The following is a 13,996-nucleotide window of genomic DNA, read 5'->3' on the forward strand; positions in this document are numbered from 1 at the left end:
TGAAGGCGACGAGCTGGCCGCGGAAGGCGTGGTAGGTGTCGGTGAGCTTCAGCGGCAGATCGCCTTTCGTGCCGTAGAGATGCACGGCCCCGAAGCTGCCATACGCATCGTGCAGCGCGCCGATGGTGACTTTCACGCCACTGCGATGTGTGAGGTGCATGACATCGCCTCCGGCATCGCTGTGTGCTTGCACGGTCAGGAAACCGGGGCCGAGCAGTGGCTCCACAGCTTCGAGCGCATGGATGCCGTAGCGCTCCCAGGTCTTGCAGGTGAAGCTGGTGATCCAGCGCAGGTCTCCGAGGTGCGAGAAGTCTGCGCGCATCTCCGGCGCATACCTCATGCCGCTGGTGGAAAGGATGATCTTCCCTGCGCGATGCCATTCGACGAACTGGCGCAGTTCCGGGAGTGTCGTTGCCATCGGCTTGTCGATGAAAACAGGCAGCCCGGCTTCGATGAAAGGCCGCGCACGGCGCACATGGTCGGTGCCGTCGTCCGTGGCGATCACTGCGGCATCGACATGACCGATCACGTCCTCTGGTTTATCGACCACGTTCTCGATCAAACTCGCGGCGGCCACTTTGGGCGCATCGGCAGGATCATCGCACCAGATATGTGTCACGCGGGCACCGGGGATGCGTACGGACTCAAGCGGTTGCTTGCCCATGTAAACGGGGATGCCCGCGTAAGGACAGTTCGCCATCTCGGCTGGGTTGTAGCCATTGATGATCCCGCTCCAGGAATACGGATGTCCGTTTCCTTCGATCATGCCGAGCATGGCGAGTCGTAGTTCAGCACTCATTCGATGATGACTGGGAGTTGGGTGTCGGCTGAGCGTAGCGCTGCCTGATTGAACTTCAGTGTCTGCACGGCTTCTTCAAAAGTACACAGCGGTGTGTTCTTGCCTTCGATGCCATCGAGAAAAGCATTCGCCTGGGCGATGAACATGTCATCACGCTCTTGTGGCGGTGTCTGTTTCCATGACCAGTCCTTGTCTCCATACCGCAGTGAGCCCCATCGTTGATGATTGGTCTCAATCTTCACACTGCCTTGTTCGCAATGAATGAGCAGTGTGTTCTCATTGGAAGCCTGAAATTGGGTCATCGCAAAGCTCACCAGCACATGCCCATGCCGCGCAGTGACATTGACGGTATCCTCCACGGTGACGCCTTCCAGCGCCTGATGCGCTGCATCGCAGAAGACTCGCGTGCAGGGACCGATGAACCATTCCACGGTATTCACGAGGTGAGTGAGCGCGTCCTGAATGGCACCACCACCGAGATCATGGCGCGCATAGTAGATGTCACGATACGCCGGCCGGAAGGTTGGGAAATGCTGGCCTGAGATGCTGCTGACGTGCAGCGCTTTCCCAAGAGCGCCACTCTTTACAAACTCACGTGCATCCGCGATCCACGGCATGAGATGATAGACATAGGCCACAGCAACGAAGCGCTGGGTTTGCGCAATGGCCTCGCGAACCTGCGGCACGAGCGCTGTGTCGATCGCGAGCGGCTTTTCGATGAACACATGCAGTCCGAGATTGAGAAGCTTGATCGCGATGGGCAGGTGCAGATGAGCGGGCGTGCAGATCACGGCGGCATCGTATTGGCCTGCGGCGAGGGCCTCATCCAGCGTGGCAAAGCCAGGCGCATCGTAGCGCTCGTGCATCGCAGAGAGCAGAGCGGGATTCGTGTCGCAGGCGGTGACGGTGCAGCGGCCTGTTTGCATGAAGCAGCGCAGATGTCGCTCGCCGATACTGCCGCAGCCGATGATCAAGATGGAGTGCATGTGTGGGGTGGCATTCAAACGCAGAACCTGTGAATGCTACGACACGATTCGTGTGGTTTCTGTCCGGGACCAGAGGCGCTATGAACTTTGAGGCAGCGCTGATCTCGGCCCCGTGCCACTGACTTTCGCGTTGACGCCTCTGCGGGCCGCGTTCATCTCCAGACCGTGCCTGACTCTTCCCTGCCCAAACGCCAGCTCCTCGACTCTGCCGGGGTGGATCGTTGCTTGGATGAAATCGCGGAGTCGATCTCGAAAGCCTGGCCTGGGGAGTGTCTCGCTCTCGTCGGTGTGCATCGCCGGGGAGTGCCGTTTGCGGAGGCACTGGCGGCGCGGCTCATCACCAAGGATCACGAGGTGGAACTGGGCCGGATCGACATCACCCAGTATCGGGATGACCTGAAATCCTTCACCGTGCTGCCGAAGCTGGTGGGTTCGGAAATTGACTTCGACCTGGATGACATGGTGGTGATCCTTTGTGATGAAGTCATGCATACCGGACGCACTTCCCGCGCTGCGCTGGAGGAGCTTCTGGGCTTTGGCCGTCCGCGCTGTGTGCAGATCGCCGCACTCGTGGATCGTGATGGCCGCGAGCTGCCATTCACCGCCGAGTATGCCGGGATTCGGATCGATCTGCCAGCGCACGAGCGTGTAAATGTCCGCTTCACCGAGATGGATGGCCGCGACGAAGTGTTCGTGACCACCTGGGAAAACAAGACCGCCTGACCTTTTGAACAAACACACCATGACGCCTCGCAAAGACCTCCTCGATATCGCCTCGCTCACCGACGAAGAGATCGAGTTCGTGCTGGCGAATGCGGGCCCCTTTAAAGATCTATTCAAACGCACGGTGAAAAAGGTGCCGACGCTCAAGGGCCAGTCGGTGCTCACTCTTTTCTATGAGCCGAGCACCCGCACCCGGTCCTCCTTTGAGGTCGCTGCCAGTCGTCTCTCAGCAGATGTCATCCGCTTTGACATCGAGTCCTCCAGTGTCGTCAAAGGCGAGTCCGTGCTCGATACGGTGGAGACGCTGGAGTCGATGAAGGTCGATTACATCGTCGTGCGCCATAAGCAGTCGGGCACGCCGAACCTGATCGCGCAAAACACTCGCGCCAGCGTCATCAATGCCGGAGACGGCTGGCACGCGCACCCCACGCAGGCTTTGCTGGATGCCTTCACTTTGCGGGAAAAGCTCAAAGATCTGCGCGGGGCACGGGCGTTGATCGTGGGTGACATCCAGCACTCGCGAGTCGCCCGCAGCACGAGTCTGATCTTCCGCCGTCTCGGCATGAACGTGGCCTACCTGGCCCCCGGCTCCATGATGCCGCGCGAGGTGCCCGCCGAGATCCCACAGTTCGGCAACTGGGCTGAAGCGCTCGATTTCCGCCCCGACGTCATCTACCTCCTGCGCGTGCAGAGTGAGCGCATGGACGAGCCCTTTTTTCCCAGTGCCGCTGAATATCACAAGAACTACGGCCTCACCGATGCCCGTGTGGACATCCTACGCGAGCGCGGCCTCTGGCTCATGCATCCCGGACCGGTGAATCGCGGTGTCGAGATCACAGATCGCGGCATGAACTATGAGAAAAGCCTGATCAATCAGCAGGTCGAAAACGGCATCGCTGTGCGTATGAGCGTGCTCTACTGGCTGAAGCCGGGGAATGCGGAGTTGTGAACGAAGAGCATTGAACAGTGTGCGCCTTTTCTTTCGACTGTTCAGAATCGCCCTTGCCCTCGGGCTGCTCGCGTGGGTGCTGCGGCGGCTGCAATGGGAGGAGATTGCCCGCTTTGACTGGGCAGCCATCTCGTTTGGCTGGCTGGGCATCGCCTTTCTTTTCGGCGGGTTGTCATTGCTCGGCTGGGCGGGGCGCTGGTGGCGGTTCGTGAGGGTTTATGGGCTGCACGTGCCTTTCAGAGAGCTGCTGCGGCTGACGATGTTCGCCGATTTCTTCAATCTTTACTTCCTCGGTCCGCTCGGAGCTGATGGTGTGCGCCTGCTGCATCTCACACGCAACTATCCTGGCCAGCGAGGAGCCATCGTTGGCTCGCTGGTGCTTGATCATGTGGGCGGGCTCTTCGGCGGCTTCGTGCTGTATGCCTGCTTTGCAGGCGGCAGTGTCCTGCCGGTGGCGATCACTTCAGTTGCAGACGAGGTGTTGCCGTGGGTGGCGCTCGTCACCTTTCTCGGACTCGGGGTGATCATGGAGCCGCCGGTGCAGCGGTTGTTTGGGAAGATTCCAGGACTGCGAAGGATCGCTGCGCGAATGTCTCCCCTCTTTGCGGGCACGTTTCGGCATCCCTGGCTGTTTAGCGGCTTCGCGGTGTCCACCCTGAGCACGGCCAGTGCCTTCGCAGCTTATTGGGCAGCCGCGCGGGCGGTGGGAGCGGACCTGGGGCTGCCCCAGATGCTTGGCCTCATGCCGGCGGTGGACCTCGTGGCGTCTATGCCCATCAGCGTCAGCGGCCTCGGAGTGAGGGAGGGACTGCTGGTCGAGTGGCTCGGCAACCAAACGGGCTGCGGCCCGGTGCGTGCCCTGAGCGCCTCGCTGCTGGGTTTTGCCGCCATTGGCCTGTGGGGACTCATCGGGGGGCTCTGGCTGCTGTTTTCAAAGAGACACGAAGCGGTGGTAACTCCCCCTTGACCAGTCCGAGGGCATGAACCAATCTCCGCGCCCCCAAACCAGACCCTAACTAACTCAAACATGCCCGCAAAAATCTACACTGAAAAGGACGCCAGCCTGGCGCCGCTGAAAGGCAAAACCTGCGCCGTCATCGGCTTCGGCTCACAGGGCCATGCCCACGCTCTGAACCTCAAGGAAAGCGGTGTGAACGTCATCATCGGTCTGTATGCAGGCTCGAAGAGCCGCGCTGTCGCTGAAGAAAAAGGCCTCAAGGTCTATGACACCGCTGAAGCCGTGAAACTTGCCGACGTCATCTTCGTCGCCGTGCCGGACACCAAGATCGGTGGCGTGTACAAAGCTGACATCGCCCCGAACCTGACCAAGGGCAAAACTCTGCTCTTCTCCCACGGCTTCGCCATTCACTACAAGACCGTGGTGCCTCCAGCGAACGTGAACGTGATCATGGTGGCCCCAAAAGGCCCTGGCCACATCGTCCGCCGTCAATACACGGAAGGCAAAGGCGTGCCATCCCTTATCGCCATCTATCAGAATGCTGACAAGCAGGCCAAGAAGATCGCCCTCGCCTGGGCCCACGGCATCGGCGGCACCCGCGGTGGCGTCCTCGAAACCACCTTCAAGGAAGAAACTGAGACCGATCTCTTCGGTGAGCAGACCGTTCTTTGCGGCGGCACCAGCGCCCTCGTGCAGGCTGGTTTTGAAGTCCTCACCGAAGCTGGCTACGCTCCTGAGATGGCCTACTTCGAGTGCTTGCATGAGCTGAAGCTCATCGTCGATCTCATGAACGAGTCCGGCATCGCTGGCATGCGTTTCTCCATCTCCGAAACCGCCAAGTGGGGCGACGTGAAGGTGGGTCCGAAGATCATCGACGCGGGCGTCAAGAAGCGCATGAAGCAGGCTCTCAAGGAGATCCAGAACGGCAAATTCGCCAAGGAATGGATCAAGGAAACCGAGACCGGTTACAAGAACTTCAACAAACTGCTCAAAGACGGCGAGAAACACCCGATCGAGAAGACCGGTGCCAAGCTCCGCAGTCTGATGCCATGGATCAAGAAGCGCGACATCAAGGGCCAGCAGGCCAGCTACGCTTGATCAGTCTGTCGGCGTAAAGCCTCCCAATCTGAGCGCGGGTCGAAAGACCCGCGCTTTTTCGTTGGTGCGCCCGGCTGGGCACACTTACCAGCGCAACACGGAGGCCGCCCAGGTGAATCCGCCACCGAAGGCAACGAGAAGGATGATATCCCCGCGCTTCATCCGGCCCTGACGGTTGGCTTCATCGAGTGCTACAGGGATCGTCGCAGCGCTGGTGTTGCCGTATTTGTCCACGTTGATGAAGGTCTTCTCCTCGGGCAAACCGAGACGATCGGCGATGGCGGTGATGATGCGCGCATTCGCCTGATGCGGGATGACAAGGGTGATGTCTTCCTTGGTCAAGCCAGCCATCTTGAGTGCTTCTTCAGCCGCTGCGCTCATGCGAGTAACAGCGTGCTTGAAGGTTTCCCGCCCTTCCATGTGAACGGTGTTGAGCCGTTGATCGACGTTTTCCGGCGTGGTCGGGCAGGCGCTGCCGCCGCCGGGGACTTTCAGAAGATCGACGAGATTGCCATCGCTGCCCATGACGGTGCTAAGAACGCGGCCGGGAGCATCTTCGGCATCGGTGGCGCGGATGACCACGGCTCCGGCACCATCTCCGAAGAGCACGCAGGTGTTCCGGTCCTTCCAGTTGACGAGGCTGCTGAGCTTTTCCGCACCAATGACCAGCGCAGTCTGGCGTGTGCCGGCATTGAGGAAATGGCGGGCGATTTGCAGCGCATACACGAAGCCGGAGCAGGCGGCGCTGATGTCAAAGCACACTGCGTTGCCCGCACCGATCTTCCTTTGAATGATGCAGGCGGTGCTGGGGAAAAACATGTCAGGCGTGACGGTGGCGCAGACGATAAGGTCGATCTCCTCGGGCTTCACTCCAGCGTTCTCCATGGCGCGGCGGCAGGCCTCGCTGGCGAGATCGCTGGTGGCCTGATCATCAGCGGCGATGCGGCGCTCGCGGATGCCGGTGCGGGAGGTGATCCATTCGTCAGAGGTTTCGACGATCTTCGAGAGGTCATCGTTCGTCAGCACTTTTTCCGGCATGTAGCTGCCGGTGCCGATGATGGAGGAAATACAGGGAGACATAGTAAGATGAAAAAATGACGGAGTTACTCAGCGTCCTGGGCGTGGGTATCGAGATGCGTGGTGATGGCCTCGATGATGTGAGGATTGATGCCGTGGGAAATGGATTCGCAGGCCATGCGGAGGGCGTTTTTCATGGCGTAGGGGCTAGCGCTGCCGTGGGAGATGATGGTGATGCCATTCAAGCCAAGCAGAGGCATGCCGCCGTATTCATCCGCACTGGTGCGCTTGTGGACGTTTTTGAAGGCGGGCTTTGCCAACATGCCGCCAATTTTAGTTCGCATGGTGGACATGATCTCGCCTTTGATCATGGAGAACATAGCGTGGGCGAGGGCCTCGGAGGTCTTGAGGATGATGTTTCCGGTGAAGCCGTCGCAGACGACGACATCGGGCGGGTTTTCCCAGAGGTCGTGACCTTCGACGTTGCCGATGAAATTGATGCCGGGGGTCTTCTTCAAAAGCTTGCCGGTCTCTTTGCAGAGGGCGTTGCCTTTCTCTTCCTCGGTGCCGTTGGACATGAGGCCAACGCGTGGATTACTGCGTCCCAGGACGTGCTTTGCATAAGCGCTGCCCATGATGGCGTTTTGCACGAGATGCTCGGGCAGGCTATCGGGATTCGCGCCGGCGTCGATGAGCACCCAATGCTGGCTGGTGCTCGGCATGATGGCGGCGATGGCGGGGCGCTCAATGTGCGGGAGTGTGCGCAGTTTGATGAGGCTGGCGGTGACGGCGGCCCCGGTGTGTCCGGCGCTGACGACAGCATCGGCTTTGCCTTCCTTCACGAGATCGACGGCGCGTGTGATGGAGCTGTCCTTTTTCTTCCGCACGGCATCGAGACCGCTGTCATGCATATCGACGATCTGCATGGCGGAAACGATCTCCAGTTTGTCGCTCGCAGGGATGCCCTGAGCCTTCATTTCGCGCTCGATAGCCTCCGGCTGACCGACGAGATAGATCTTGTCGATCGGCAGGCTTTCGAGGGCCAGCTTCACGCCGCCCATGGGGTTTTGCGGGGCGAAGTCGCCGCCCATCACATCCAACGCGATTTTCATGACTCGGTAGGGAGCAGATTCAAAAAAGGATCAATGCAGGAAGTGGCGGTGACCGGTGAAGATCATGGCCATCTTGCGTTCGTCGGCAGCGGCGATGACCTCCTCATCACGCACGGAACCGCCGGGCTGGATGGCTGCGGTGGCACCAGCTTCGGAGCAGGCGATGAGGCCATCGGCGAAGGGAAACATGGCATCGGAGGCGACGACGCTGCCGCTGAGGGAGAGTCCGGCTTCTTTGGCCTTCCAAATAGCAATGCGGCAGCTATCGACGCGGCTCATCTGTCCGGCACCGATGCCGAGGGTGCGGTCGTGAGTGGCAAAGACGATGGCGTTCGATTTCACATGCTTCACCACGCGCCAGGCGAAGCGCATGGCCTCGATCTCGTCGCGGGTTGGCGGGCGCTTGGTCTTTACTTTGCTTTCGAGGTCTTCAAGACCGAGAGCACGGGGATCACTGTCCATGACCATCAGGCCGCCAGGGGCGCTGCGGATGATCGGTTGGCGCAGAGCCTCGGCCACACTGGGAAGCATCTGGATGAGGCGGAGGTTCTTCTTCTTCTGCAAAAGCGCACGCGCATCAGCATCGTAGTCAGGGGCAATGATGACATCAGTGAAGATCTCGGAGATGATCTTGGCGAGGCCGAGGGTCATGCTGCGATTGATCACGATCACGCCGCCAAAGGGAGCTTGTTTGTCGGTCTCGAAAGCCTTTGTCCAGGCTTCGCGCAGATCTTCATCGGCACAGCCAACGCCGCAGGGGTTCGTGTGCTTCAGGATGGAGACGCAGGGGCGGCGGAATTCCTGGATGAGTCCGGCGGCGGCCTGGATGTCGAGCACGTTCGTGTAGCTCAGATCCTTGCCGTGGAGCTGGGTGAAGTAGTCGCTGAAGTTGCCATAAAGGGCGGTCTTCTGGTGAGGATTGTCGCCATAGCGGAGTTCGCTGTGGAGCGGCAGGCTGATGGAGAAGGTCTTTTGCGTGACTTGCTCCTTATTGAGGAAGCTGGCGATGGCGGCATCGTAGCTGGAGGTGCGCTGGAAGACCTTGCAGGCAAGGCGTTCGCGGGTGGCGAGTGTGGTATCGCCAGCGTTTTCCTTCATCTCGGCCAGGACGCTGGTGTAGTCGGCAGGATCACAGATCACGGTGACCCAGCGGTGGTTTTTCGACGCACTGCGGAGCATGGACGGGCCGCCGATGTCGATGTTTTCGATGGCTTCCTCCAGAGTGACGTCCTTCTTCGCCACGGTCTGCTCAAAGGGATACAGGTTCACGATGACGAGGTCGATCGTGGGGATGCTGTGCTTCGTGGCGTTGCGCTTGTCTTCGTCATTGTCCCGGCGCTGGAGCAGGCCGCCGTGGACTTTCGGGTGCAGTGTTTTCACTCGCCCGTCGAACATTTCCGGGAAGCCGGTGTATTCGGAGACATCAATCACGGCGAGCCCGGCGTCCTTCAGATGCTTGGCCGTACCGCCGGTGGAGAGCAGCTCGACGCCGAGTTCGGCGAGGCCTTTGGCGAAGTCGAGCAGGCCTGATTTATCGGAGACGGAAAGGAGGGCGCGGGCGATGGGCATGTGGGAAATGAGGGATTCGGGAGGGGCGGAGTAAAGGAGTGGAATCGGGGCGAGGCAAGGGGCGCTTTTGCAGCGCAGACAATCCGTGCCTCCTGACCTTGAAAGCCTCCACATCACTTGCCCCGGCGTAACGGGTGCGTTAAGCATCGCCTCCCCCCTCATGCGAATTCTCCATCTCACTCCCGGAACCGGCAGTTTTCACTGCGGCAGTTGTCTCCGGGACCATGCCCTGATCCGTGCCCTGCGCTCCCGCGGTCACGATGCCATCATGGCCCCCCTTTACCTTCCCTTGGTGACCGACCGTGAGGTGAGCAATCCTGAGATTCCCGTGCAGGTGGGTGGCGTCTCGCTTTACCTCCAGGAAAAGATGCCCTGGCTGCGCTATGTCCCGCACTTCCTGCTCAGTTGGCTAAATCGCCCCGCTCTCCTCCGCTACGCCGGTGGCTTCATCAGCATGACGAGCCCCCGTGATCTCGGGCGCATGACTCTCGGTGCCCTGGCAGGTGAGGAGGGAAATCAGTGGCCCGAATGGCGGCGCGCTCTCGATTGGATCAAGAACGAGGTGAAGCCCGACGTCATCTCCCTCTCCAACGGCCTCCTGCTCGGCCTCTGCCCGGTCATCGAGCGTGATCTCGGCATCCCCGTCGTCGCTTCCTTGCAGGGGGAAGACTCCTTCCTCGACACCCTCGTCGAACCGTATCGCGAGCAATGCTGGGAAGCCATGCGCCAGAACGCCCAGCACGTCACCCACTTCGTCGCCGCCAGCCGCTATTATGCTGACAACATGCGCGAGCGTCTCGGCCTACCAGCAGGCAAAATGACCGTCGTCTACAACGGGCTCGAACTTACCGCCTTCGCCGCCGCCAAGCCGGATCAAAACTGGCCCACCATCGGTTACTTTGCCCGCATGATTCATGGCAAAGGCCTGACCACGCTCGTCGATGCCTACATCCTCCTGCATCAGCGCGGCAGTGTGCCCCGCTTGAAGCTCAAAATCGGCGGCTCCAAGACGGCGGGAGACGAGAAATACCTCGCCGGGCTGCGCGCCAAGCTCAAAGCCGCCGGCTGCGAAGGCCGCGTCGAATGGCACCCGAACATCAACTTCACGGATAAGGTCAAATTCTTCCGCGATCTCACCGTCTTCTCCGTGCCTGCGACGTACGGCGAAGCCTTCGGGCTCTACATCCTTGAGTCCATTGCCAGCGGTGTACCCGTCGTGCAGCCACGTCATGCTGCCTTCCCCGAATTGATCGAGATCACCCAGGGCGGCGTGCTTTGTGAGCCGGATGATGTCAAATCCCTGGCCGATGCCCTCGAATCGACCCTCCAGGACAGCCAGTTCCGTGAAAAGCTCATCAACCAGGGCATGGCCCGAGTCCGCAGCGAGTTCGGCGCCAGCAAAATGGCCGAGGCATTCGAAGCTGTGCTCATCGCCGCCAAACAGGGCTGAAGACATGGCCTAGGAGCCTACTTCGGTGCAGATGAAGGCTCCCTTATGCTAAGTCAAAGACATGCCAGTGAAACGTGATGAGTCGCGCGAGGAGATGGCCGGGGCCGTGCATGTCACTTTTTCACCACGAAGCCGTCTTTGAGCTGCACGGTGCGATTGAAGACGGGTTTGCCGGACTGGCTGTCTTTGGGGTCGGCAAAGAAGTAGGCAACGCGCTCGAACTGATAATGACTGCCGGGCTGGGCTTCCAGGATGGAAGGCTCGATCTTGGCAGTGACGGTCTCGAAAGAGGCGGGATTGAGGAACTGGGCGAAGTCGCCATCCTCTCCGGCCTGCTCGTCGGGCTGTTCGACAGTGAAGAGCTTGTCGTAGAGGCGCAGTTCGACATCGACGGCGTGCTCGGCGCTGACCCAGTGGATGGTGCCTTTGACCTTCGGGCGACCGACGGGCTTGGCACCGTGGCGGGTGGCGTCATCGTAGGTGCAGTGGAGTTCGGTAATGTTCCCGGCGGTGTCTTTGATCACTTCTTGGCAGATGATGCAGAAGGCGTATTTGAGGCGGACTTCACCCCCAGGGACGAGGCGATGGAATCCTTGCACGGGTGTCTCCATGAAGTCTTCGGCGTCGATGAAGATCTCACGACTGAGAGGGACCTGGCGTTTGCCGTCGGCTTCGTTCTCGGGGTTGTTCGGGACTTCGAGGGTCTCGCTCTGGCCTTCGGGGTAGTTCGTGAGCACGACCTTGATGGGCTTCAGCACGGCATAGACGCGGAGGGCGATCTTGTTCAGATCTTCGCGGACGTAGTGCTCCAGGAAGTTCAGCTCCGTCAAAGACGGATATTTGGTCAGGCCGACACCTTTACAGAAAGCACGAATGGCCGCAGGCGTGTAGCCACGGCGACGAATGCCGCTGATCGTGGGCATGCGCGGATCGTCCCAGCCATGGACGAGGCCGTCTTTGACAAGGCGGAGGAGCTTGCGCTTGCTCATCACGGTGTAGGTGAGGTTCAGGCGGGCGAACTCGCGCTGATACGGCGCGCCGGGGAGGCCATCGACGCTGTTGATGAGCCATTCGTAGAGCGGGCGGTGGTGCTCGAACTCCAGCGTGCAAAGACTGTGCGTGATGCCCTCGATGGCATCGCTCAGCGGATGCGCGTAGTCATACATCGGGTAGATGCACCACGCATCTCCCGTGCGGTGATGATGCGCGTGGAGGATGCGGTAGATGATGGGATCGCGCAGGTTCATGTTCGGCGATGCCATGTCGATCTTCGCACGCAGGACGCGCTCACCTTCCTTGAAGTCCCCTGCCCTCATGCGGGCAAAGAGCTCTTTGTTTTCCTCCACGCTGCGATCACGAAACGGGCTGTGCTCGCCCGGTGAGGTGAGTGTGCCGCGAGTCTGGCGGATCTGCTCCGGCGTCTGGTCATCGACATAGGCGAGACCTTTCTCGATGAGCTGCACGGCGAACCCGTAGAGCTTTTCAAAGTAGTCGCTGGCATAAAAGAGGTGCGTGCCCCAGTCGAAGCCGAGCCACCGCACGTCTTCCATGATGCTATCGACATACTCGACCTCTTCCTTAGTGGGGTTCGTGTCGTCAAAGCGGAGGTGGCAGCGGGAGTTCGGGGCGTATTCCTGGCTGAGGCCGAAGTTCAGGCAGATGCTCTTCGCGTGACCGATGTGGAGGTAGCCATTGGGCTCCGGGGGGAAACGGGTGATGACCTGCCCGCCATTGCGGCCTGCCGAAACATCGGCAGCGATCATTTCGCGGATGAAATCAAGGGAGGCGGGCGTGGCAGGAGCGGCTTCGGACATGGGGGCGGAGGGTTGCTGCGGAGGCACGCCACGTCAAGGCGCGGTGAGGGTTTGGGGAATGCTGGAGATGAGGGCAAAAAAGCCTCGCGTGGCTTCCGTGTGGCTTTAGACTCTGCGCGCCATGGCCCTATATGACCGCGATTACATGCGAGACGAGCCTCCCACGTTCGGTGAGAGGCTGCGTAGCATCTCCGCATTTCACTGGTTCTTTTGGACGAACATCGTGGTCTTCGTCGTGCAATGGGGATCTGCGATGGATGTGCAGGGGCGTTTCACTCCGGCAGGAGGTGTCAGCATCGAAAGCCTGTCTCGTGGCGAAGTCTGGACGCCTTTCACCTACATGTTTGTGCATGGCAGCGTGGGGCACATCCTGCTGAACATGATGATGCTCTGGTTCGCCGGGAAGCGGGTGCAGGACTTGTATGGCTCGCGACACTTTGCGATTATTTACATCCTGTCGGGCCTCATCGGTGCAGCTTTGCAGATCGTGCTGAGCACTTACATCGCCCGCCAGCCTGATGCGTATCTGCTGGGAGCGTCTGCCTCCATCCTCGGCCTGCTGCTCGCCTACGCGGTGGCAATGCCGGAGGAAGAAATCTACCTGATGCTGATGTTCGTCATCCCGGTGCGTTTCCGGCTCTGGGGGCTGGCGAAATTCATGCTGATCTCGAACCTCGCCCTCGGCTGTCTCGGACTCGTACACGCGCTGCCAGGCTGGCTTTCAGGCGGTGGGGCTCCGGTGGCCTATCTCGCGCATTTTGGCGGAGCCATTGCGGGCTGGTATTACGCCCGGATGCTCGGCTATGGAGGCCTGTCGGCAAACTTCGAGCTCCCAGGCACCACCTTCAAACCTGCCCGCCATCCTGCGATGACCAGCACACGTCGCCGAGTGCCAGTGGTGGAACTCGATGAGGAGGCGATCCGCCGTGACAATCCACGCAAAGACCCGGTGGTGGACCTGATGCGCCACGAGGTGGACCCTATCTTGGATAAGATCAATGACTTCGGCTTCAACAGCCTGACCGACGAAGAACGGCGGACTCTGGAACGGGCCAGTCGGCAGATCACCAAGAACGGCAAAGTCTGAGTGCATGAAAAGGCCGCGAGATTCGCTGCAAAGCATCCTTGCCACAGAAATGCAGGCCACCTAGCATCTGAGCGTAATTTCGAGTCGGGCTCTGCGTTTGACTCGTCCCCCAAAAACCACAACCAAAGAACAAACACCCCATGGGTCTTAACATCATCTCTCGCCGTCATTTCCTGGGCCGCACGGCAGGCCTCGCCGCCGGAACCTTCGTCGGTCCGAATCTCCTCCTCAAAGGTCAGAATGCTGCTGGCAAGAAGCTGCGCATTGCTGTCATCGGAGCCAATGGCAAAGGCCAGTCCGACACCCAGGGTGTGACCCTCGACCACACCATCGTGGCCCTCGTGGACGTGGATAACAAGCGCCTCGAAGAAGCCGCCAAGAAGCGCGAGAAGCATCACCTCGACTCCGGCAAGGAAGCCCCAAACGCACCGAAG

Annotated in this window: 13 protein-coding genes; 7 read left to right on the forward strand and 6 right to left on the reverse strand. The window is 60.1% G+C overall.

All coding sequences use genetic code 11. The annotated features are described in order from the left end of the window. Together AC6FTP_RS21730 and AC6FTP_RS21735 are read right to left on the reverse strand one after the other, a co-directional pair. Positions 1-799: Gfo/Idh/MocA family protein (locus tag AC6FTP_RS21730; protein WP_497209009.1), on the reverse strand; the 799-nt coding region annotated here is incomplete at its 3' end. Continuing rightward, complete coding sequence (locus tag AC6FTP_RS21735; protein WP_497209010.1) at positions 796-1,785, reverse strand: Gfo/Idh/MocA family protein; 990 nt, start codon at positions 1,783-1,785, stop codon at positions 796-798. The genes AC6FTP_RS21735 and AC6FTP_RS21730, both read right to left, overlap by 4 nt. Before the next feature lie 165 nt (positions 1,786-1,950). Here AC6FTP_RS21735 and pyrR point away from each other — a divergent pair, with 165 nt between their 5' ends. The 4 genes from pyrR to ilvC are packed head-to-tail and all read left to right on the forward strand — an operon-like array spanning position 1,951 to position 5,513. Further along, positions 1,951-2,508, forward strand: coding sequence for a bifunctional pyr operon transcriptional regulator/uracil phosphoribosyltransferase PyrR (gene pyrR, locus AC6FTP_RS21740; protein WP_497209011.1), 558 nt, complete (start codon positions 1,951-1,953; stop codon positions 2,506-2,508). 19 nt (positions 2,509-2,527) lie between these two features. Then, positions 2,528-3,457, forward strand: a complete 930-nt coding sequence (locus AC6FTP_RS21745) for an aspartate carbamoyltransferase catalytic subunit (RefSeq protein ID WP_497209012.1) — start codon at positions 2,528-2,530, stop codon at positions 3,455-3,457. A 19-nt stretch (positions 3,458-3,476) separates the two neighbouring features. Beyond that, positions 3,477-4,424 carry a lysylphosphatidylglycerol synthase transmembrane domain-containing protein gene (locus tag AC6FTP_RS21750; RefSeq protein WP_497209013.1) on the forward strand — a complete coding sequence of 316 codons (948 nt, stop codon included), beginning with the start codon at positions 3,477-3,479 and terminating at the stop codon, positions 4,422-4,424. Positions 4,425-4,484: 60 nt separating this feature from the next. Continuing rightward, the gene (gene ilvC / locus AC6FTP_RS21755) at positions 4,485-5,513 is read left to right on the forward strand and encodes a ketol-acid reductoisomerase (RefSeq protein WP_497209014.1); all 1,029 of its coding nucleotides are present in this window, start codon (positions 4,485-4,487) and stop codon (positions 5,511-5,513) included. Between the two features lie 84 nt (positions 5,514-5,597). Here ilvC and AC6FTP_RS21760 read toward each other — a convergent pair whose 3' ends face one another. From AC6FTP_RS21760 to purH, 3 genes are read right to left on the reverse strand one after another with little or no spacing between them, the layout of a single operon-like run. Further along, positions 5,598-6,593 (reverse strand): beta-ketoacyl-ACP synthase III, encoded by a 996-nt coding sequence (locus tag AC6FTP_RS21760; protein WP_497209015.1) that lies wholly within the window; start codon positions 6,591-6,593, stop codon positions 5,598-5,600. Between the two features lie 23 nt (positions 6,594-6,616). Beyond that, positions 6,617-7,642, reverse strand: a complete 1,026-nt coding sequence (gene plsX, locus AC6FTP_RS21765) for a phosphate acyltransferase PlsX (RefSeq protein ID WP_497209016.1) — start codon at positions 7,640-7,642, stop codon at positions 6,617-6,619. Positions 7,643-7,672: 30 nt separating this feature from the next. Then, positions 7,673-9,211: a bifunctional phosphoribosylaminoimidazolecarboxamide formyltransferase/IMP cyclohydrolase gene (gene purH, locus AC6FTP_RS21770; RefSeq protein ID WP_497209017.1), complete on the reverse strand. Its 1,539-nt coding sequence runs from the start codon at positions 9,209-9,211 to the stop codon at positions 7,673-7,675. Positions 9,212-9,371: 160 nt separating this feature from the next. Between purH and AC6FTP_RS21775 the strand changes: the two genes are divergently transcribed. Then, the gene (locus AC6FTP_RS21775; RefSeq protein ID WP_497209018.1) at positions 9,372-10,661 is read left to right on the forward strand and encodes a glycosyltransferase family 4 protein; all 1,290 of its coding nucleotides are present in this window, start codon (positions 9,372-9,374) and stop codon (positions 10,659-10,661) included. A 113-nt stretch (positions 10,662-10,774) separates the two neighbouring features. Here AC6FTP_RS21775 and AC6FTP_RS21780 read toward each other — a convergent pair whose 3' ends face one another. After that, a complete protein-coding gene (locus AC6FTP_RS21780; protein WP_497209019.1) occupies positions 10,775-12,475 on the reverse strand; it encodes a glutamine--tRNA ligase/YqeY domain fusion protein in 1,701 nt (566 codons plus the stop codon). A 121-nt stretch (positions 12,476-12,596) separates the two neighbouring features. Here AC6FTP_RS21780 and AC6FTP_RS21785 point away from each other — a divergent pair, with 121 nt between their 5' ends. Both AC6FTP_RS21785 and AC6FTP_RS21790 read left to right on the forward strand, forming a co-directional pair. Continuing rightward, positions 12,597-13,562 (forward strand): rhomboid family intramembrane serine protease, encoded by a 966-nt coding sequence (locus tag AC6FTP_RS21785; protein ID WP_497209020.1) that lies wholly within the window; start codon positions 12,597-12,599, stop codon positions 13,560-13,562. A gap of 140 nt (positions 13,563-13,702) precedes the next feature. Next, a partial coding sequence (locus AC6FTP_RS21790; protein ID WP_497209021.1) for a twin-arginine translocation signal domain-containing protein occupies positions 13,703-13,996 on the forward strand: 294 nt, incomplete at its 3' end.

Source organism: Prosthecobacter sp., from assembly GCF_044378005.1.
Classification (GTDB): Bacteria; Verrucomicrobiota; Verrucomicrobiia; order Verrucomicrobiales; family Verrucomicrobiaceae; genus Prosthecobacter.

Excerpts from the sequence above, each read along its gene's own strand:
- ilvC (WP_497209014.1), top strand. The coding sequence starts at position 4,485 with ATGCCCGCAAAAATCTACACTGAAAAGGACGCCAGCCTGGCGCCGCTG.
- AC6FTP_RS21745 (WP_497209012.1), top strand. The coding sequence starts at position 2,528 with ATGACGCCTCGCAAAGACCTCCTCGATATCGCCTCGCTCACCGACGAA.
- AC6FTP_RS21735 (WP_497209010.1), bottom strand. The coding sequence starts at position 1,785 with ATGCACTCCATCTTGATCATCGGCTGCGGCAGTATCGGCGAGCGACAT.
- AC6FTP_RS21775 (WP_497209018.1), top strand. The coding sequence starts at position 9,372 with ATGCGAATTCTCCATCTCACTCCCGGAACCGGCAGTTTTCACTGCGGC.
- AC6FTP_RS21760 (WP_497209015.1), bottom strand. The coding sequence starts at position 6,593 with ATGTCTCCCTGTATTTCCTCCATCATCGGCACCGGCAGCTACATGCCG.
- purH (WP_497209017.1), bottom strand. The coding sequence starts at position 9,211 with ATGCCCATCGCCCGCGCCCTCCTTTCCGTCTCCGATAAATCAGGCCTG.
- AC6FTP_RS21780 (WP_497209019.1), bottom strand. The coding sequence starts at position 12,475 with ATGTCCGAAGCCGCTCCTGCCACGCCCGCCTCCCTTGATTTCATCCGC.
- AC6FTP_RS21785 (WP_497209020.1), top strand. The coding sequence starts at position 12,597 with ATGGCCCTATATGACCGCGATTACATGCGAGACGAGCCTCCCACGTTC.
- plsX (WP_497209016.1), bottom strand. The coding sequence starts at position 7,642 with ATGAAAATCGCGTTGGATGTGATGGGCGGCGACTTCGCCCCGCAAAAC.